Annotated in this window: 16 protein-coding genes; 6 read left to right on the plus strand and 10 right to left on the minus strand. The window is 72.6% G+C overall.

Going from position 1 to position 20,087, the window contains the following annotated elements:
* Positions 1-33: 33 nt before the first annotated feature.
* The gene (locus tag ABT008_RS09910; RefSeq protein WP_350695603.1) at positions 34-1,452 is read left to right on the plus strand and encodes an O-antigen ligase family protein; all 1,419 of its coding nucleotides are present in this window, start codon (positions 34-36) and stop codon (positions 1,450-1,452) included.
* On the opposite strand, the gene ABT008_RS09915 is transcribed toward ABT008_RS09910, so the two are convergent.
* Genes ABT008_RS09915 through ABT008_RS09930 form a run of 4 tightly spaced genes read right to left on the minus strand, consistent with a single transcriptional unit; the run spans position 1,453 to position 6,401 of the window.
* Positions 1,453-2,697 (minus strand): glycosyltransferase, encoded by a 1,245-nt coding sequence (locus tag ABT008_RS09915; RefSeq protein ID WP_350695232.1) that lies wholly within the window; start codon positions 2,695-2,697, stop codon positions 1,453-1,455. It lies immediately after the preceding gene.
* A gap of 5 nt (positions 2,698-2,702) precedes the next feature.
* Positions 2,703-3,914: a glycosyltransferase family 4 protein gene (locus ABT008_RS09920; RefSeq protein WP_350695233.1), complete on the minus strand. Its 1,212-nt coding sequence runs from the start codon at positions 3,912-3,914 to the stop codon at positions 2,703-2,705.
* Positions 3,901-5,448 (minus strand): lipopolysaccharide biosynthesis protein, encoded by a 1,548-nt coding sequence (locus ABT008_RS09925; protein ID WP_350695234.1) that lies wholly within the window; start codon positions 5,446-5,448, stop codon positions 3,901-3,903. The genes ABT008_RS09920 and ABT008_RS09925 overlap by 14 nt, the downstream gene beginning before the upstream one ends.
* Complete coding sequence (locus ABT008_RS09930; protein WP_350695236.1) at positions 5,445-6,401, minus strand: NAD-dependent epimerase/dehydratase family protein; 957 nt, start codon at positions 6,399-6,401, stop codon at positions 5,445-5,447. Before ABT008_RS09930 ends, ABT008_RS09925 begins: the two co-directional genes overlap by 4 nt.
* Positions 6,402-6,595: 194 nt before the next feature.
* On the opposite strand from ABT008_RS09930, the gene ABT008_RS09935 reads away from it, so the two are divergent.
* Complete coding sequence (locus ABT008_RS09935; protein ID WP_350695238.1) at positions 6,596-8,620, plus strand: hypothetical protein; 2,025 nt, start codon at positions 6,596-6,598, stop codon at positions 8,618-8,620.
* 5 nt (positions 8,621-8,625) lie between these two features.
* On the opposite strand, the gene ABT008_RS09940 is transcribed toward ABT008_RS09935, so the two are convergent.
* A complete protein-coding gene (locus ABT008_RS09940) occupies positions 8,626-9,132 on the minus strand; it encodes an acyltransferase (protein ID WP_350695239.1) in 507 nt (168 codons plus the stop codon).
* Positions 9,133-9,280: 148 nt separating this feature from the next.
* Positions 9,281-10,492 (minus strand): glycosyltransferase family 4 protein, encoded by a 1,212-nt coding sequence (locus tag ABT008_RS09945; protein WP_350695241.1) that lies wholly within the window; start codon positions 10,490-10,492, stop codon positions 9,281-9,283.
* A 139-nt stretch (positions 10,493-10,631) separates the two neighbouring features.
* Between ABT008_RS09945 and ABT008_RS09950 the strand changes: the two genes are divergently transcribed.
* Positions 10,632-11,405, plus strand: a complete 774-nt coding sequence (locus ABT008_RS09950; protein ID WP_350695242.1) for a NeuD/PglB/VioB family sugar acetyltransferase — start codon at positions 10,632-10,634, stop codon at positions 11,403-11,405.
* Here ABT008_RS09950 and wecB read toward each other — a convergent pair.
* Both wecB and ABT008_RS09960 read right to left on the minus strand, forming a co-directional pair.
* Entirely contained in the window at positions 11,334-12,458 is a 1,125-nt protein-coding gene (gene wecB, locus ABT008_RS09955) for a non-hydrolyzing UDP-N-acetylglucosamine 2-epimerase (RefSeq protein WP_350695244.1), read from the minus strand. The two genes, ABT008_RS09950 and wecB, sit on opposite strands and share 72 nt — an antisense overlap.
* 49 nt (positions 12,459-12,507) lie before the next feature.
* Positions 12,508-13,608 carry a glycosyltransferase gene (locus ABT008_RS09960; RefSeq protein WP_350695246.1) on the minus strand — a complete coding sequence of 367 codons (1,101 nt, stop codon included), beginning with the start codon at positions 13,606-13,608 and terminating at the stop codon, positions 12,508-12,510.
* Between the two features lie 321 nt (positions 13,609-13,929).
* Here ABT008_RS09960 and gmd point away from each other — a divergent pair, with 321 nt between their 5' ends.
* The 3 genes from gmd to ABT008_RS09975 are packed head-to-tail and all read left to right on the plus strand — an operon-like array spanning position 13,930 to position 17,263.
* Positions 13,930-14,943, plus strand: coding sequence for a GDP-mannose 4,6-dehydratase (gmd, locus tag ABT008_RS09965; protein WP_350695247.1), 1,014 nt, complete (start codon positions 13,930-13,932; stop codon positions 14,941-14,943).
* Positions 14,940-16,142 carry a glycosyltransferase gene (locus tag ABT008_RS09970; protein ID WP_350695248.1) on the plus strand — a complete coding sequence of 401 codons (1,203 nt, stop codon included), beginning with the start codon at positions 14,940-14,942 and terminating at the stop codon, positions 16,140-16,142. Before gmd ends, ABT008_RS09970 begins: the two co-directional genes overlap by 4 nt.
* A complete protein-coding gene (locus ABT008_RS09975; protein ID WP_350695249.1) occupies positions 16,139-17,263 on the plus strand; it encodes a DegT/DnrJ/EryC1/StrS family aminotransferase in 1,125 nt (374 codons plus the stop codon). The genes ABT008_RS09970 and ABT008_RS09975 overlap by 4 nt, the downstream gene beginning before the upstream one ends.
* 20 nt (positions 17,264-17,283) lie before the next feature.
* Here ABT008_RS09975 and ABT008_RS09980 read toward each other — a convergent pair whose 3' ends face one another.
* On the minus strand, positions 17,284-18,549 hold the full coding sequence (locus tag ABT008_RS09980; protein WP_350695250.1) for an MATE family efflux transporter: 1,266 nt from the start codon (positions 18,547-18,549) through the stop codon (positions 17,284-17,286).
* Positions 18,546-19,841, minus strand: coding sequence for a hypothetical protein (locus ABT008_RS09985; RefSeq protein WP_350695251.1), 1,296 nt, complete (start codon positions 19,839-19,841; stop codon positions 18,546-18,548). The genes ABT008_RS09980 and ABT008_RS09985 overlap by 4 nt, the downstream gene beginning before the upstream one ends.
* Positions 19,842-20,087: the final 246 nt, after the last annotated feature.

Here is a 20,087-nt window from a genome sequence, read left to right on the forward strand (position 1 = left end):
GGTGCGCGGCCGCGATGCGAAGGACAGCACGTGATGAATCGTTTGGCCGAGTGGGGCGTCGTCGCGGGGGCGGCGGGACTGGTCGTGGTCACGACCCTCGTCGCGGTCGACGCCCCGCTGGTCGCGATCGGACTGACCCTGCTGCTCCTGCTGGTCGCCCTGGTCCGCCGGGTGGACGGCTGGCGGTGGTTGCTGGGGCTGACCACGGCACTTCTGGTCTGTGCCTCGTCGGGCCTGCCCGCCCTGGTCGAGCTGAGCTTCTATCCGCGCTACGCCGCGGTCGCCGGCCTGGTGGTGTGGGGGCTGTGCCGGCCGGTCCGGGCCCCGGTCCGGCTCGCCCCGTGGACCGGCGTCCTCGTCGCCGCGCTCTGGTCGGTCGCCGGGCTCGCCACGCTCAGCACCGTCTGGTCGGTGGTCCCGATGGAGACCTTCCAGCGTGGGGTGGCACTGGTGCTGTTGGCCGCCCTGGTGCACGTGCTGGTGCGCAGGCGGTGGTCCGAGCGCGGGGTGATGCTAGCCGACCTGCGCACGGTGTACCTGGTCCTCAGCGTGTCCGCCCTGGTCAGCCTCGGATACGCGGGCACCGGCGGCGGGCTGACCGCCGGGCTGGCCAGCAGCCAGCGTTTCCAGGGCATCTTCAACAACCCGAACATGCTCGGCATCGTGTGCGCCCTGGCCATCCCGCTGGGCTGGGCGGTCTACCAGCAGTTCCGTCGGCCCGTACTGCTGCTCGGCCTGCTGCCGGCCGGCGTCTGTCTGCTGCTGTCGCAGTCGCGTACCGGCATCGTCGCCGTGCTGGTCGGTGCCGCCTGGGTCCTGCTGCGGCACGGGTTCGGGCCAGTGGTCCGGGCCGCGACAGCGGTGGCCGCGACGCTGCTGGTGGCGCACCTGTTCAACCTGCTGCCGGTGATCTTCTCGGCGCCGTGGATGCAGCGGATCGTGCTGCGCTTCACCGACCCGGAGGGCGCCGACCTGTCCAACGGCCGCACCGAGATGTGGCAGGCCACCGTCGACCTGTGGTGGCAGAACCGACCCACGCTGGGCTTCGGGTACGCGTCCCGCAACCACCTGTTCGAACTCGCCAGCTACGACGAGTTCTTCGGCGCGAGCGTCAGCGTGGTGCACAACAGCTACCTGCAACTACTGCTGGAACTGGGGCTCACCGCCGTCGTCCCGCTGGTGGCGCTGCTGCTGGCCGCCGGGCGTGGCGCGCTGCGCGCACCGGTGCGCGGGGCCAACTCGGGCCTGGTGTGGCTCGTGGTCAGCGGGGTGATGGTGCAGTTGACCGAGTCGGCCATCTTCGGTACCGGGCAGCCCTACCCGTACGTGTTCTGGCTCGCGGTCGCCGCCCTGCTGCACCGGCCCACCGCCGACCCGGACGGCGAGCCCGGTGCCACCGAGGGCGGCCGAACCCGGCCGGGCCGGCGCGCGCACGCCGTGCTGCCGCACTGATCAGCGACGGCGCTCGGCGGTCAGGAACGCGGTGACCCGGGCCTGCCAGGCCCGGTGGTCGAACGACTCGCGGGCCCGGGACAGGGCGGCCCGGCTCATCGCCGTCCAGTCCTCGTCCCGCAGGCGCAGCGCCCGCTCGATCCCGCGACGCACGTCGTCCGGGCCGTTGCCGTCGAGCACCAGGCCCTCGGCGCCGTCGTGCACGTAGGCGGCCAGGTCGCTGGTGTGGTTGAGCAGCACCGGGCACCCGGCGGCGAGGCTCTCCGGCACCTTGGACGGGAAGCCGTGCGCGGCATACCCGCCGGTGGGTCGGACCAGCATCGAGAAGTGCGCGCCGCCGAGCAGCGTCAGCACGGTGTCGCGGGGCACCCGGCCGAGGAAGGTCACCTCGGCCGCGACCTCGTCCAGCAGCGCCGGGTCCAGGTCCGACCCGGTGGCGGCCTGCTCGCGGGTGACGCCCGCGATGGTCAGGCTGACCCGCCGCTGGTCCGCCGGAGCGAGCCGGCTGATGCCGCGCACGATCACGTCGAGCATGTCCTTGCGGCCCGGAGTGCCGGCGTAGAGCAGCCGCAGCCCGTCGGCGAGCGAGGGTGTCCGGGGCGGTGCGAACTCGGCGCAGTCCACCTGCGGCGGCACCACCAGCACGTCGAGGCCGTACGCGGCGAGGTGGTCGGCGAGCGCGCCGGTCACCGCCGTGGCCCGGTGCACCAAGCGGGTGGTCAGGAAGGTGGACCAGCGGTGCCGCACGAAGTACGGGGTGAGCCAGCCGTGCGCGAACTGGTGCCGGTCGTGGCGTTCGCTGGCGTCCACCACCACCGGCGCGCGCAGCGCGAGCCGCAGCACCGCCCAGTTGCCGAGCGTCATCATCGCCATCGGCAGCAGCACCACGCCGATCTCGTCGCGGTCCACGCCCCGGCGGCGCAGGGCGCGCAGCACGCGTACCGGTCGGGCCAGGCGGGCCGCCATCCGGGTGAGCCGGTTGCCGCCCCGCACGCGCAGCGTGACCAGGTCGATGCCGGCGAGGTCGCCGAACTCACCGGGGAAGGGGACCTCGCAGGGCCAGTCGTTGACCACCAGGGTCCGCTCCCCCTCGGGCGCGGCGCTGCGGGCGAGCTGCCGCAGCCGGTTGGAGGTGGCGTCGCCGTACGGGAAGGCGTAGGCACCGACGAGCAGCGGTCGGGCCGGGCGTACCCGGGCCGAGCGGCGGCGTTGCTCCGGGCCGCGTACCAGGGTCCTGTCGTTCATCTCGGTCACCGTTCCGAGCCGGCGGTCTGCCGGCTCCGCTGCGCTGTCGGGTGTTCCTGTGGGCGGTAGATGGCGAGGTGGGTGGCGACCGCCGCGTCGATGGCGAAGACGCTGTCGGCGAAGCGCACGGCGGCCCTCTGCGGCGTCGTCGTCGCGGTGTACGCGGCAGCGGTCCGCACCGCCTCGGCCCAGACCCTTGCCGGCGCGTCGGTGTCGACGACCGTCACGCCGGGCAGGTGCGCCTCGATGAACCGCACCCCGGGCAGGTCGGCGGCGACGGTGCCGACGCCCAGCGCGACGGGTTCCAGCACTCCCCCGGGCAGCCCTTCCAGGCAGGAGGGGTGCACCACCACGTCGGCCTGCCGCAGCAGGTGACCCACGTCGTCGCGGGGACCGAGCAGGTGCACCCGGTCGGCGAGTCCGGCGGCGTGCGCCGCGGCGCGGACCCGTGCGTCGTCGTCCGCGTCGTCGCCGGGGCCGACCAGCACCGCGTGTGCCGGCACCCCCTGCGACCGCAGCTCGGCCAGGATCGGCGGCAGCAGCCAGCGCCGCTTCTCCGGCGAGGCCCGCCCGACGCTGACGCAGACGAGGGCGCCCGGTTCGGCACCGACCAGCGTGCGCAGGTCGTCGCGGCCGGGTGCCCGCAGCCGGTCGAGGTCGAGGCCGTTGAGCACCACCCGGCAGCGCCGGTCGCGCTGCCACTGCGGGTCGTAGCCGAAGGTGAGCGCGCTGGGCGAGACGCCGAGGATGTCGGTGGCGCTGCGCCGCAGCAGCCGACCGCAGAGCCTGCGGTAGACGCGCCGCCGCAGGTCGCGGTGCAGGTTGTCGTCGCCCCGGAAGTGCGCCACCCGGACGGGTACGCCGCACAGCCGGGCCAGTGCCAGCGGTACGCCGGAGAAGTTGGCGCAGTCGACGTGCACCACGTCCGGACGCAACCGCCGCAGCAGCCCGAGCAGGCGCGGGGCGAAGTGCGTGTCCAGCGCGATCGGGGTGACCGTGCCACCGTGCCGGGTGACCACCTGGGCCAGCGGGCCGGGGCCGATCCGGTCGCTGAGCGTCACCAGGTGCACCTCGACACCGGCGGCGGCCAGCCGGGGCAGCAGCTCGGCGGTCCGCATCTCGGTGCCGCCGAAGTTCAGCTCGCCGACGATCCGCAGCACCCGGCACGGACGGTCGGGCCGGTGCGTGCCCGGCGTCGCCGGGTCATCCCAGGACATCTGCGCGCTCCTTCGCTCGTTCGGTCGGTCGGGTCCGATCGCCGCGCAGCGCCCGCCGGTAGCCCACGAACACCGCCGGCCACATGGTCAGCACGTACGCGAGACAGGCCGCGACCGGCAGGCCGACGAGCCCGAACTGCCGCAGCCCCCAGACCTTGAGCCCGGCCGCCAGCACCAGGAACGACGCCCAGCCGACGAACTGCGGCCGGAGCAGGCCGACGCTGTTCTGCACCATGATCAACGGGGAGGTGACGGCGACCAGGAAGGACCAGCCGGCCAGCCCGGCCAGGAGCGCGACCGGCACCGAGGCGCGGTCGATGCCGCCCACCCACAGCTCGACCAGCCGGGGGCCGACGCCGACCAGCGCACCACCGACCACCCCGACGATCAGCCCGTAGAGGAGCACCATCCGTCGGGTGTTGCGGCGTACCCAGGCCACCTCGCCCCGGGCCAGGGCGGCGCCGTTGACCGGCCAGATCGTCATGCCGACCAGCCCGACGAAGATCGACAGTACGCCGAACAGCTTCCCGACCACCGCGTAGTGGGCCGCCACCGCGGGCCCGAGCAGGTACGCGACCAGCGGGCTGTCCATGTTGAGCGCGATCGACGACATGGTGGTGAGCACGAAGAACCGGAGGCCGAGCCGGAGCAGGCCGACGGCGGTGGCCCGGTCCACCCGGGCCGGACCGGGCCGCAGCGCGGGCTCCTGGAACCAGAAGTACGCCACCGTGTTGAGCAGGTTGGTCAGCGGCACGGCCAGCACCGCGCAGCCGATCACCACCAGTGGACTCCACCCGGCGGCGATGGCGCCGAGCACCGCGCCCATCGCCACCAACGCGCCGGCCGACTGCCAGACGTTGCTCTGCACCACCTGGCCCCGGGCGTACTGGATCCGCTGGATCAGCGAGAACGGGATGTTGACGGCGAAGGCCCCGAAGCAGAGCAGCACCATCGTGGACGCGTCCGCGGCGACCCGTGCGTCGGTCACCCCGAACAGCCCGGCCCATCCCACCGTGGGTACGACCGCCACCAGCGCGACGACCAGCACCACGGCGACTGCGCCGAGGGTGGCGAAGGCGCTGGAGATCTCCCGTGCCTGTGCCCGCACGTCGGTGACGTGGTGGCTCAACCGGGTCAGCAGCCCGTTGCCCAGCCCCAGGTCGGCGAACCAGGCCATGCCGGTCAGCGCGGTGACCGCCATCCACAGGCCGTACCGCTGGTCGCCCAGGTAGCCGAAGCAGGCCGGGGTGACGACGAGCGGGGCGGCCAGGCCGATCCCCTTCGCCGCCATCGCGGCCGCGATGCCGACCGTGACGCGTCGGTCCCGGTCCCCCGCCACCTCGGACGGCGTCGGCGCGGCGGCGGCCGGTGTCGTGTCGGTGGCCGGTGCCGCCGTCAGGGTCTCGACGGCGGAGGGCGCGTCGACGGCCTGCGGCATCTCGGCGGTGGGCGGCGTCGAGGTCTGTGCAGGGTCGACGGGAGGGCTCGGGGCGGTCGACCGCCCCGGTCCGGTCTGGCTCGCCGCCCGGTTCACCGGGTCCCGGCGGGTGCGAGGTCGCGCCGCCCGGACATCCACTCGACGGTGGCGCGCAGGCCGTCGAGACGGTCGACCGGGGTCACGTCCGGGAACAGCTCCCGCAGCAGGGTGTCGTCGGCCAGCGAGTGCGGCACGTCGCCGGCGCGCGGGGCCGCGTGCTCGCGGGCGATCGGCCGCCCGAGCAACCCCTCCAACTCGCCGACGACCTCCAGCAGGGTGGCCCGCGCACCGAAGGCGAGGTTGACCGGGTGCGGGTGCTGCACCCGGCGGCGCAGCGCGTCCAGGATGACCTCGCAGACCGTGCCGACGTAGGTGAAGTCGCGGGACTGGGTGCCGTCACCGTGCACCACGACCGGCTCGCCGTGCAGAGCGGCGTGCGCGAAGCGCGGGATCACCGCCGCGTACGCGTGGTCGTGCCGCTGCCCCGGCCCGAACACGTTGAAGAACCGGAAGGCCAGCGTGGGCAGGCCGAACGACGCCTGGTACGCCAACGCGTACGCCTCGGCGGAGAGCTTGCTCGCCGCGTAGGGGCTCATCGGACGGGTCCAGGTCAGTTCCGTCTTGGGCAGCGCGGGGTTCGTGCCGTACACCGAGGACGACGAAGCGACGACGACGTGTGCGACGTGGTGCCGGCGGGCCGCCTCCAGCACCATCAGCGTGCCGGTCGCGTTCGCGTGGTGAGAGGCCACCGGGTCCCGCAGCGAGCGGGGCACGCTCGGCAGGGCGGCCAGGTGGACCACCGCGTCCCGGCCCGCCATCGCCGCGTCCAGGGCGACCGGGTCCAGGATGGAGCCCTCGACCAGGTCGACGCCGAGTCCGTCCAGGTTGCCGGGTAGCCCGACGGAGAGGTCGTCGAGAACGGTCACCTCTTTGACGGCGGGATCCGCCAACGCGGCGCGAGCCAGATTGGATCCGATGAAACCGGCCCCGCCGGTGACCAGAATGCGCATGGATAAAACCCCCGAATGAATGTCGAAGGTATGTATATCGACTCATCTGGGTCACCGTCCGGCGTTCGGGGAATTCCGCGCTGCTGTCCGGGAACCGACCGTGCGCCGCCGACCGGAGGCGACATGGCGCACAGTGACGTCATCGGTAGGCGTCACGGCGCAGGAGCCGGGTGCGCCGGGAGGAGTTCGAGGCCATGGGAGAACTGATCGTCTACCGTTCCAACGCCCTGATGACCGTCCGGTCGCGTTTCGACGCCACCCGGGACGTGCTGATGCCGGCGAACATCGCCTATCCCCAGGGCATGGTCGGCATGTGGCACTCCAGCCTGCCGCAGGTCACGCTCGTGCCGTCGACGGCCACCGACGCCCAGGTGTGGCCCTCACCGTCGGCCGTGGGCACACCGATCCACGACACCTCCGACGACAACTGCCCGATCAACACCGGCTGGTCGTACGTGGGCGGCAACCACGGGTACAACGTGGGCAACCAGATCGTCGTGACCGACCACGGCAAGACCACCGCCGACGTGGGTTCCCGGTGGACCGACGGCACCCGGGTGTTCACGCTGCTCGCCGTCACCAACGCCAACAGCCTGCTCTTCGGCAACCCGTACGTGGTCGTGGACGGCATCGCCCAGGGCGCGCGGCTCCGGCCGGCAGCACCGCTGACCCACCTGTCCGGCGCAACGAACCGCACCACCGTGCCGATCACGGGTCTCACGCCGGACGTGCAGATCCGTCCGGCCACCCACACCCACGTGGTGAGCGTGGAACTCGACGGACGGCCGGTGCCGGACGGTCGGCGTACCGGCCAGGAGCTGCGGATCCGGGAGTCGTACCTGATCCCCTCCTACCAGGGGATGATCGACACCGCCCAGGCGAACATCGGTACGCCGATCGCCACGATCATGCCGCGCATCCCGTCACTGTGCCGGATCGACAACCTGTACCGCTGGAGCGCGGACGGGCTGCTGATCTCGCAGACGGTCACCGCGCTGGACCGCTTCGCCCTGAACGCCGGGGTCACCCAGTGTTCCGCGCTGACCGTGCCGACCGGCGGCAGCCGCCGGCAGTTCATGCCGAACGTCGGGGTCGCCGGCTCGCTGAACTGGTCGACCTGGGCGAAGCTCGACACCTTGACCGTCCTCACCGACATCACCCCGGCCACGTTGCGGGACCCGCTGACGCCGGCCGCCAGCATGACCCAGTGGGCGGTGGACTCCGGTGGGGCGCAGAAGTGGGGCATCGCGGTCGGGCTGCTGCCGATCGACGACGGACGGCCGGCGACGCGGGCCCGGCACACCACGACGAAGTGCTGGTTCATCAGCTCCAGCCTCAAGAAGAACTACCCGCAACTGGTGTGGGGACGTGTCCTGGAGCCCAACGACTCGGTGACCGGCACGGCGTACCGCCGCTATCTGGCACCCCCCTCGACCGCCACCGAGATCGTCGTCTCCACCGGCACCCACGACGTCGTGGTGATCGAGCGGGTCGACCCGGTCGCGCAGACCCGGATGGCAGCGCCCCGGCTGTTCCACCGGCGGCTGGTCGCGGACGGTCCGACCAACCTCACGGTGCCGGACCGGGTCGCCGTCGACGGCATCCCGTACGCGGTGCCGGTCTCGCCCGGCTACGGCATGTGGCGTGCCCAGCCCGCCCCGCCGGCTCCGCCGCAGGTGCCCGGCGCCACGCTCGGCGTCGGCAGCTACTTCCTGCCGCTGGCCGGGCCGACCCGGACCTGCACGTACACCGGCGCGTTCCAGCGGCTCCTGCTGCACCCGGTCTACCTGGCCGAGGCGACCCCGGTCGACCGGGCCTGCGTCGAGGTGACCGCGCCCGGCACCGGCGTGCTGCGTCACGGCGTGTACGCCCACGACCCGACCACCGGGCGGCCCGCGCTCCTCGGCCCGATCACCGACTTCGGCACGCTGGCGGTGACCACCACCGGGATCAAGGAGTCGGTGCTGAGCACGCCGGTGACACTGCCCGACGGCTGGCACTGGTACGCGCTGGTCTGGCAGGGCACCGGCACCACCGCGCCGACGCTGCTGGCCGCGGCTGCGGGCGGGACGGCGCTGAACCTCGGCACCGACCGGGAGGCGATGTCCGGCGACCGGTACGGCTACCAGGTGACCGGCGTGACCGGTGCCCTGGGGGCGATCACGGTCGACGGCGTACACCGGTTCCCGCCACCACGCCTGGCCTACCGGCGGGCCTGACGGTCTCAGGCCGTGGTCACCCCGTAGATCCGCTTCATCGCCTCGTGCTTGGCCGGCACCGGCAGGTGGCCGATCCCCAACGACTTGGCCTGCAACCGCGCGAGGTACTCGTCGGTGGTGCGCAGCGGTCGCGCCGGTACCCCGGCGGCCACGGTGTTGTCGGGAATGTCCCGGGTGACGATCGAGCCCGCCCCGATCACGCACCGGTTGCCGATGGTGACGCCCGCCAGGATCATCGACCGCATCCCGATGTAGACGTCGTCGCCGACGACGATCGGCGCGGTCCAGTCCAGGTCCGGGTGTTCCTTGCGGAGGATCAGCGTGCCGCCGTCGTGCGTGACGAACTGGACCTCCGAGGTGATGAAGACGTTGTCGCCGAGGGTGATCAGCCAGGGCTCCGAACCGAACATCGCCCGGCTGATCCCATAGAACCGGACCCGGCCGGTCAGGTTCACCCCGAGCGAGCGGGCGAACGCCTCCGGGTCGCGGGTGGCGGCGAGATGGTCGCGCACCCGCCTGACCATCGTACGAACGCGACGAGACACCTGACGTCCTCACTCGACGAAGTACGCGGCGACGGGCCGGCGTGCCCGCACCGCCGGACACCTCCCGCAACGATCCGCACCGGGTACGGGTGACGGACCCCCGGCGGGTCGACGGTCAGCGGCAGAACCGGCGGGCGTGCTCCAGCACGTTCAGTTCCCGGCTCTGCTGCCGCCAGATCCGGTACCGCCCGGCGGCGACCCGTTTCGCCTCGGCGCGTTCGGTGACCGGGCGGTCGGCGAGCCGGTCGAGCACCGCGCTGAACGCGGCGGCCGTGGCGGGGCGGACCACCGCTCCCCCGGCCTGCGTGATCAGTTCGCTGAACGGTGTCTCGTCGGAGCAGATCACCGGACAGCCGGCGGCCAGGCTCTCGACGATCACGTGACCGTAGTTCTCGCCCAGCGTCGGGAAGAGGAACGCGTCGTACCGGCCGAAGGTCGCAAGCACCTGCGCCGCCGGGAGTTCGCCCCGGTAGGCGACCCGGACGTGGTCGGGCATCGACTCGACGATCCCGCGACACCGCGCCCAGTACGCTTCGTCCTCCACCGGCCCGAAGATGTCGAACTCGATCGGCCGGGTCGCGCCGGCCACCGCCTCCAGCGCCGTGACCAGGTTCTTCATCGGCGAGATCCGACCGACGAAGACCAGCCGCAGCGGCCCCTCGCGCGGCTCGGCGGGCGGGGCGGGATCCTCCGGCACGGCGCACTCGTTGCCGTTGACCATCACCCGGGCCCACGGCACGGCCGCCCGGATCTGCTCCTCCTCCCGCCGGCTGCACGCCTGCCAGCGCACGTCGAGCCGACGCAGCAGCGGTGCCCACACCGACAGGAACAGCCGCTTCTTGCGCGACCTGATGTCCAGGGCGGCCGGTGCCAGTTCCCCGCGCGGCGCGAGCAGGATCGCCCCGGCGCGCAGCACGCCCGAGGCGACCGCGAGGATCGACACCACCGAGAACAGCGACCAGAGGCTGTTGACGTAGAGCAGGTCGACCGGTCGGGAGCGGACGTGCCGCAGCAGCCGCGCCCAGTGCCGGAGGGCGAACGGATCGAGGTAGAACACGGCGGAGCGGGCGTCGCGGCGCAGCAACCGCCCGGACAGCCCCGGGTAGGACGCCGGTGAGTGCAGGTCACGATCCCGGGTGACCAGGGTGACGTCGAGGTCGTCCGGCAGGGTGTCCAGGATGTAGCGCAGCGAACGGATCGGCCCGCCGCCCCGGAAGCCGGGCTCGAACACACCCGCGGTCGCGACGACCCGATAGTCGGCGGACCGCGACGCCGGCCGGCGTGCACCGGCGGTGTCGGGCGGACGGGCCCTCACCAACTCGTTCACTCTGTGGCTCACCTTCAGGAAGCGGGTGGCGTCACCGCAGGCGGCAGCCGCAGCGTCCGGTCCGGGTCGCCGCCCGGGACCGGTTGCCGGCGAGGCGTACCGACGCGGCCGTCACCATCGACGCTCCGGGACGGTTCAGATGGCGGAGAACGACCGCCGTTCTCCGCAGACGAGGGAGCCACGGGTGACGACCGACGTAGTGATCGTAGGAGTCGGTGGGATGGGCCGTGAGGTGTATCGGGTAATTTGTCTACTCAACATGCCGGTGTCCGACGTACCCCGGTGGCGGGTGCTCGGATTCGTCGACGACTACCCCACCGAGCCCGACGTCGCGCTGGTGCACCGCCTCGGGGTGCCGTTCCTCGGCCCGACCCACCGGCTGGGCGGGCTGCCGCCCGGCACGCGGGTGGCGCTCGGCGTCGGCCGACCACGGCTGCGCCGGGAGACCGCCGAGGCCATCGCCCACCACGGGCTGCCCGCCGCCACGGTGATCCACCCGGACGCCGAGATCGGCGCGGACTGCGTGGTCGGCGAGGGACTGTTCGCCGCCGGGGGCGCGCGGGTGACGACCAACGTGGTCCTCGGCCGCCACGTACACCTCAACCAGAACTGCACGGTGGGGCACGACGCGGTGCTGGGCGACTACGTGTCGGTCAACCCGCTGGCCGCCGTCTCCGGCCACTGTCGGCTCGACGAGGGCGTGATGGTCGGCACCACCGCCGCCGTGCTGCCCCGGCTGGCGGTCGGCCGGGACGCCGTCGTCGGCGCCGGGGCCTGCGTGACCCGTGACGTCCCGGCCGGGGTCGTGGTCACCGGGGTACCGGCCCGGCCGACGCCGTCCTCAGTGCCGGATGCCCGCCCAGTCGTGATGGCGGCGCACGGTCGACAGGATGAAGTCGACCACCCGGCGTGACGTGTCCGGGACCTGGTAGTCCAGCGGACAGCCGGCGACACCTTCGGCCGCCTGCGCCACCACCACCCGGACCGCCTCCACCACCCCGGCCGGGTCCAGGCCGGTCATCACGATCGACCCGGTGTCCAGCGCCTCCGGGCGCTCGATGGACTCGCGCAGGGTCACCGCCGGAAAGCCGAGGATCGCCGACTCCTCGCTGACCGTGCCGCTGTCGGAGAGCGTGCACCGCGCGTGCCGTTGCAGGGTGACGTAGTCGAAGAAGCCGAACGGCTCGTGGAAGGCGATGGCCTCCAGGCGGGTCCCGTCCACGGCCAGGGACTCCAACCGCTTGCGGGTACGCGGGTGGGTGGAGACCAGCAGCGGCAGGCCCCACTCGTCGCGTACGGCGCAGAGACAGTCCAGCAGCCGGCGGAGCCGGTCCGGGTGGTCGACGTTCTCCTCCCGGTGGGCGCTGACCACGACGTAGCCGCCGGGCTCCAGGTCGAGCCGCGCCAGCACGGTCGAGGCGTCGATCTGCGGCCGGTAGTGGTCCAGCACCTCGCGCATGGGCGAGCCGGTGTGCAGGATCCGCCGGGGGTGCAGTCCCTCGGCGAGCAGGTTACGCCGGGCGTGCTCGGAGTAGACCAGGTTGAAGTCGGCGACGTGGTCGACCATCCGCCGGTTGGTCTCCTCCGGCACGTTCAGGTCGAAGCAGCGGTTGCCGGCCTCCATGTGGTAGACCGGCACCTTCATCCGGCGGGCCATCAGGGCCGAGATCGCGCTGTTGGTGTCACCGAGCACCAGCAGCGCGTCCGGACGCGTCTCGGCGATCGCGGTCTCGGTGCCGACCAGGACGGCACCGAGCAGGCTGCCCAGCGAGCTGGTGTCCGCGCGCAGGAACCGGTCCGGCGCGCGGACCCCCAGCTCGGTGAAGAAGATGTCGGACAGGGCGGGGTCCCAGTTCTGTCCCGTGTGCACCAACGTGTGCTCCACGGTCCGGTCCAGCGCGTCGATCACCCGGGCCAACCGGATGATCTCCGGCCGGGTCCCGACGACGGTCATCACCCGGGTCACGGGCATTCTCCTCACCACGGTCTTCCGGTGGACGGCACCGCCCACCGATTCAGGACGTACGCCCCTGCGGGGGCACCCGGTACGCCGGGTCGCGGATCACGTGCCGCGCCTGGTCGAGCACGCTGACCCGGGTCAGGCTCGCCTGCCAGCGCCGGTACGCCGCCCCGGCGGCCACCCGCGCCGCGTGCCGCTGCTCCGGCGCGGCCGTGGCGACCTGCGTGACCAGGGCGCCCAGGGCCGCCGGGGTCAGTTCGGTCAGCACCAGCCCGCCACCGTCGCGCAGCACGTCGGTCCAGGGGGTGCGGTCGGAGCAGAGCACCGGGCAGCACGCCGACAGGCTCTCCGCGATGGCGTTGCCGAAGTTCTCGCCCCGGGTCGGCAGCACGAACGCCTCGTACCGGGAGAAGGTCTCGCGGACGTGGTCGGGGTGCAGCTCGCCGCGATAGGCCACGGCGGCCGAGTGGGGCAGGGCCGCGATCAGCTCCTGGCACCGTCGCCAGTACCCCGGGTCCTCCACCGGGCCGTAGACGTCCAGCCGGACCGGCACCGGAACGTGGGCGAGCGCGCGGAGCACCAGGTCGAGGTTCTTCATCGGGGAGATCCGTCCGATGAAGACCAGTCGCGCCTGCGCGGTCGGCGGCAGCGCGACCGGCTCCGGCTCCGGTTCGGGGCCGGTGGCGACGGCGACCACCCCGATCCGGGCCCGGGGCAGCACCCGCCGGATGTCGGCGGCCTCGGCCGGGGTGGTGGCGTGCCACAGCACCCGGGGCTGGGCGAGCATCCACCGCCAGCCGGCCAGGAAGATCCGCTTGCGCAGGCCGTGCAAGCGCAGCGCGGCCGATCCGAACTCGCCCCGGGGCGCCACCAGCACGCGCCGCACCCGCAGCAGGCCGAGCCGTGCCGCGACGATGGGCAGGATGGAGAAGGTCGACCAGACGCTGTTGACGTAGAGCAGGTCGAATCGGACCGTGCGCAGCGCCCGCCAGAGTTGCCGCCAGTGCGCCGGACGGCGTACCCCGAGATAGAAGACGTTGGTCCGGCCGAATCGCGCCCACCGGCCGGAGAGACCGGGATAGGGATCGCGGGAACCGAGGTCGTGGTCGCGGGTCAACATCGTCGTCTCGATGTCGTCACTGGCTTTCGCGAGCACGTCCGAGATCGAGCGGACCGGGCCGCCCGCCCGCCAACCGGGAACGAAGTACCCCGCCGTCACGAGAACGCGGAATTGCTTCTCGTCATATTCCGAGATTCCCTCTCGAAATTGCGACACGGGGGTGGTGTCGTTGACCATCTTCGCTCCTCGCCGGCAGCACAGGACTGATTGGCCCAACGATCGAGCGCTTCTGCGGTGACTGCCGGACGCGGTAGGCGACACCTTCCGAACAGTATGCGCAAAGACGGAAACCGGGACCCTGGAAACCGCTATAAAAACCAGGCGACACCCACCGTCGATACAGCGCTAGGGGACTTAATGTCACGAGTGGCACTCATATCCGGTATCACCGGGCAGGACGGCAGCTACCTGGCCGAACTCCTGCTCGACAAGGGATACACGGTGCACGGGATCAAACGACGCTCGTCGTCGTTCAACACCGATCGGCTCGACCGCATCGACGTGCACCCGCGCAACTCGGACGCCCGGTTGTTCCTGCACTACGGCGACCTCTCCGACCCGGCCTCGCTGACCTCGCTGATCCGGGACGTCCGGCCCGACGAGATCTACAACCTCGGCGCGCAGAGCCACGTCCGGGTCTCCTTCGACATCCCCGGCTACACCGCCGACGTCACCGCGCTCGGCGCCCTGCACATGCTGGAGGCCGCCCGCGCCGCCGGCATCGGCTGCCGCTACTACCAGGCGTCGTCCTCGGAGATGTTCGGCTCGACGCCGCCCCCGCAGCGCGAGGAGACGCCGTTCCACCCGCGCAGCCCGTACGCGTGCGCCAAGGTCTACGCGTACTGGTCGGCGGTGAACTACCGCGAGTCGTGGGACATGTTCTGCGTCAACGGCATCCTGTTCAACCACGAGAGCCCCCGGCGCGGCGAGAACTTCGTCACCCGCAAGGTCACCCGGGCGGTGGCCCGCATCGAGGCGGGCCTACAGGACCGGCTCTACCTGGGCAACCTCGACGCGGTACGGGACTGGGGCTACGCCCCGGAGTACGTCGAGGCGATGTGGCTGGCCCTGCAACAGGACACCCCGGACGACTACGTGGTCGCCACCGGCGAGGGGCACACCGTCCGCGAGTTCGTCGAGGCGGCCTTCGACCAGGTGGGACTGGACTGGGAGCAGTACGTCCAGATCGACCCGGCCTACTACCGGCCGGCCGAGGTCGACGCGCTGATCGGCGACTACGGCAAGGCCCGACGTCGTCTCGGCTGGGCGCCCAAGACCCTCTTCGGGGACCTGGTGCGGGTGATGGTCGACGCCGACCGTCAACTGCTCGAGGACGAGCGGATGGGACGCCTGGTGCGGGTGGACCGATGAGGGTCGCCGTCGACGCCACCCCGATCCGTCCCGGTCACGCGGCCGGTGTCGAGGCTTTCGCATACGGCCTGCTGGCCGGGATGTCCGCCGACGACTCCTGCGACCTGCGGGTCAACGTCCTACGCGGCACACTGGACCAGTGGCGCGGATACCTGCCCACCGATCGGATCGGCTGGACCGAGGTGGCCCAGCCGCTGCGGTCGGACAATCCCACCGGGCAACTGCTGCGGCGCTGGACCCCGCCCCGGGTCCGCGACTCGGTGGCCGTCCGGCGGACGGTCAACCTGCTGCGCCAACGCTCCGGACCGCCGTCGTCGGGCGCCGACGTGACGTTGTACCCGTTCCACTGTGCGCCCACCGGCTCCGGCCGGTCGGTGGTGGTCCTGCACGACCTGCGGCACCTGCACGCCGACTTCCACTCCCCCGGGTACGCGGCCGTGGTCCGCGAGAACGTGGCCAGGGCCGCTGCCATCGTGGTGACCTGGCCGCACCCGTACCGGCAGGCGCTACGCCTGTTCCCCGAGGCGGCGCAGCGCATCGTGCTCATCCCGACCCCCACCTTCCAGCCCGCGCCGGACCGGGCCGACGCCCGCCCCGAGCCGGACCTGCTCGTCTATCCGTCGTCGACCGCGACGCACAAGAACCACGCGACGCTGCTGGAGGCGATGGCGCTGCTGCCGGAGTACCGCCTGGTCTGCCCGGGGCCGCTCGTCGAACCCGAGGCGAGCCGCCTGCTCGCCCGGGCCGCCCAGCCGGACCTGCGCGGCCGGGTGTCCTTCCCCGGCTTCGTCAGCCTGGACGAACTGAACGCCCTGTACGCCCGCGCCGACGCGGTGGTGGTCCCCTCGCTCTGGGAGGCGGCCAGCGGGACGATGTTGGAGGCGTTCAGTTGGGGGCTCCCGGTGGCCTGCGCCGACTCGGAGCCGCTGCTGGCCCAACTGGAGTTCACCGGGGCGCAGGCGGCGGTGTTCCGGGCCACCGACCCGTCCGCCCTGGCCGACGCGGTCCGGCGACTGTCCGGCGACCGCGCGCACTTCGCCGCCGCGTCCCGCCGTGCCGACGGCCGGCTGGCCTCCCGCACCTGGGCGGCCACCGGACGGGACTACCTGGACGTGCTGCGCTGGGCTGCGGACGGGCAGCCCGGCCCGGTGCCCCGGTCGGCGTTCGCCACCACGCTCGATCCGGAGGTGGTGTCGTGAGCCCGCCGGAGCGTTTTTCCGTCGCCCGGCCCAGCATCACCGACCTGGAGGAGCGCTACGTCGTCGACGCGATCCGAAGCGGCTGGATCTCGTCGCACGGTCCCTACCTGCGGGAGTTCGAGGACCGCTTCGCGCGCCGCTGCGCCGTGGACGCCGCGGTGTCCACCGGCAACGGCACGGTGGCCCTGCACCTCGTGCTGGCCGCCGCCGGCATCGGGCCGGGCGACGAGGTGATCGTCCCGGCGCTGACCTACGTGGCGACGGCGAACGCGGTCGCGTACTGCGGTGCCCGCGCGGTCTGCGTGGACGTGCTGCCGCAGAGTTGGTGCGTCAACCCGGCCGCCGTACGCGCGGCGATCGGTCCGCGTACCCGGGCGGTCATCGCCGTCGACCTGTACGGCCACCCGGCCGACTATCCCGCCCTGCGCGATCTCTGCCACCGGCACGGACTGCTGCTGGTCGCCGACGCGGCCGAGTCGTTCGGCGCCACGCTCCACGGGCACCCCACCGGGTCGCTGGCCGACGCCACCACGTTCTCGTTCTTCGGCAACAAGGTGATCACCTCGGGCGAGGGTGGCTGTGTGACCACCTCCGACAGTGCCCTGGCCGACCGGATGCGGCTGCTGCGCAACCAGGGCATGGACCCGCACCGCCGCTACTACTTCCCGGTGCTGGGTTACAACTACCGGATGACCAACCTGAGCGCGGCGCTGCTCTGTGCCCAGCTCGACCGGGCCGACGAGATCATCGCGCACCGCGACCGGGTGATCGCCGGCTACGAGGAGCAGTTGGCCGACGAACCGGGGCTGACCCGCCAACCCGTGCTGCCCGGGGTACGCCGGGGGCCGTGGATGGCCGCGTTCCTGGTCGGCGACGAGGGAGACGTCACCTCCCGGGACGCGCTGGCCCGGGCACTGGACCGGCACGGCGTGGAGACCCGGCCCTTCTTCGTGCCGATCACCGAGCTGCCCGCGCACCGCGACGAGGCGGCGGACTGCCCGGTGACCACCGACCTCAGCCGCCGGGGCATCAACCTGCCCACCCACGCGGAGCTGGGCGAGGCGGACGTGAAGACCGTGGTGGAACGGGTCCGCGCCGCCCTGGCCGGCGTCACCGGCTGACCGGACGGACGCGACGCCGGTCAGCGCGGGTCGACCGGCGTCGCGTCCAGCCGCAGGTAGCTGAACCACCAGCAGGCGGCGCTGAGCAGGGCGAGCGCCGCCAGCGCGCCGGCCGCACCGCCGGCTCCGAACAGGACGCCGCCGGCCACGATCGTCGCGATCCGCAGCGGTCCGAGGGCCACTCCGATGGCCAGCGCCCGGGCGCCGGCCGACTGCACCCGGTGCCCGGCGAACGCGACCAGCGCGATCGGCGCCAGCACCGCCTCGACCGACAGCAGCGGCAACAGCGGACGGGCCGCGTGCCAGTTGTCCCCGAGCACCGCCCGGCCCACCTCGTCGGGCAGCAGGCACACCGCGAGGACCAGCGGCAGGAGTACGCCCACGGACAGGGCGACGACCGCACCGGCGGCCCGTACCCGGGCCCGGGGCGTGTCGGCGCGGGACTGCGCCAGATAGGGCACGATCAGCGAGGAGAGCGTCGTCGTCAGCAGGGTCACCGGCCCGAAGACCGTCCGGGCCGCGCCGAGGGCGCCCACCACGGCCACCCCGGCCGTGGCGGCCAGCGCGCTCAGGGCCAGTTGGGCCGAGCCGGTGGTGACCAGGAACTGCGCGGCGAACGAGGCGGCGACCCGGGTCTCCCGGCGGTCGAGTCCCCAGCCGGGCAGCACGCCGTACCGCTGCCAGAGGGCGACCACGACGCCGAGGACAGCACCGGACGCGGCCCAACCGACGAAGATCATGACCGTCGGCGCACCGGCGACCAGCACCGCCCCGACGGACAGCGCGGTGCAGCCCAGCCAGGCGCACTCCTGCGTCCAGGCCACCCGGGTCCCGCCGACGCCGATGCTGATCGCCTTGACGTAGTCGTAGACCACCAGGCCGGGCAGGGCCAGGCCGACGACCGTGAGGTACGGCGAGCCGAGCACCATCCCGGTGGCCGCCGTGACCACCCCGGACACCACGGCGACGGCGGCGGCCCGGCGAGCACCACGCCCGATCGTGCGCCGTCCCGGAGCCGTCCGCGCGGCCAGCACCGCCTCGGTGACCGCCGTCCGGACCAGACCGATGACCAGCACGTAGACGGAGAAGGCCAGGGCGAACTGGCCCAGCCCCGACAGCGACTCGCCGCGCGCGACGGAGACCGAGACCATCAGGTTGCCCACGCTCGACAGCCCGTTCACCGACAACGCCGCGACCGCCCGGCGGGCGAACGCACGTCGCCCGCCCGAGCCGGTGGCAGCACCCGTGGCGGCCGGACCGGGCCGGGGCGAGACCCGGGTCGTCACGTGCCGGCCCGGACGCGCTGCGGCGCGGTCCGTGACCGCGATCGATTCAGGGACACCAGCAGCAGCACCGGCAGCGCGGCGACGGTGAACTGCACGAACGAGATCATCGACTCCGGATAGACCTTCGACCACATCAGCGGAGCCGCCACCACGAAACTGAAGACCGCCAGGCGGACCGGGCCGGGAGCACCGCCCGCCCGCAGCAGCAGGACACCGACGAACGCCCAGCCGGTGAAGTACAGGACCACTCCCCACGCACCGTCCAGGAAGTAGATCGTGCCGAGGGCGAGGAAGGAGTACGCGGAGGTGGACGTGCCGCCCATGTACTCGTTGATCCGCGCGCCGGTGGACAGGGCCGGCCGGTCCGGGTCGAGCATCCGGGGCACCAGACCGTACCGGACGACCTGGGGTAGGCCGGGCCGCTCGATGTCGACCGGGGTGTCGTACTCGCTGGCCTGGGTCACCTGGAGGTCGAGCCGCAGCCGGTCGGCGGAGGTCACCGCCTCGTCGATCCTGACGCCACCGTCGGCCCGAAGGTCGTTGCGGGCAGCGTAGACCGTCGGCCAGAGCAGGAAGAGTGCCAGGACGGCGACGACCACGAAGCGGCTGTAGAGCAGCCCGCAGATGGCCGCGACCGCCATCAGGAAGAACAGGTAGGCCATCATCGGCTCGGTCATCGCCGTCGCCACCGCGACCACGAGTTGCGTCCCGAGCAGGCAGAGCGTCCAGCGCAGGCAGGCCAGCCGGCTGGCCCGCCCGCCGAGCAGACTCGCGACCAGCAGGGCGAACGCGAGGTACCGCCAGCCCATGAACAGCGAGCTGACCACGGCCGCCGGTGAGGAGACGACCTCCCCGGTGACCTGGGTGAAGATGGTGCCCTGGCCGGCCCAGGCGGCGACCAGGTCGGCGGTGACGCTGACCAGCACGACCGCGCGGGCGATCGTGAACAGGTGGGGGTAGCCGCTGTTGGCCTCGGCCAGACCGCGTTGCCACTCCCCCCGTGGGCCCACCCGCTTGAGGAAGGCGAACTCCACCGCCAGGCAGCCCGGCAGGGCCAGGGCCAGCAGCATGACGATGAAGCCGACGTCCGGGTTGTCGTTGAACATCGCCATCGGCACGATGAGCACCGCGTACGGGGCCAGCACCACGGTGGTCACCGGGAACAGTTGCAGCAGCCAGGTCAGCCGGGGCAGCTTGCGCCGCCGACCACGGGCCGCGTGCGGCGTGGTGGGCCGCCCGGCCGGCGCCGGAACCCGCGCCTCGACGGTCCGGTACGACGTCGACTCCGTCACCTGCGCGGCGCTCCGGTACGACGGCGCGGGTCCGCCATGGCGGCACCCCACGCACGACCAGGATCCGCCGGCCGCCGATCGAGTGGCGAGCGGGACGCTTCTCGAATGCGAACCCGGCTCGACGCATTCCTCATGTACAAGCCTCCGCGATATCCGTTCGGCTCTTGGCGGACAAATCAAACTAGCATCGGGGGCGGCAATTATCGAACAAGCGGAACACGCGAGCCGCTTTCGTGAATTCCCGTC

Origin of the sequence: Micromonospora sp. NPDC002389 (genome assembly GCF_040296095.1) — a bacterium.
Classification (GTDB): Bacteria; Actinomycetota; Actinomycetes; order Mycobacteriales; family Micromonosporaceae; genus Micromonospora.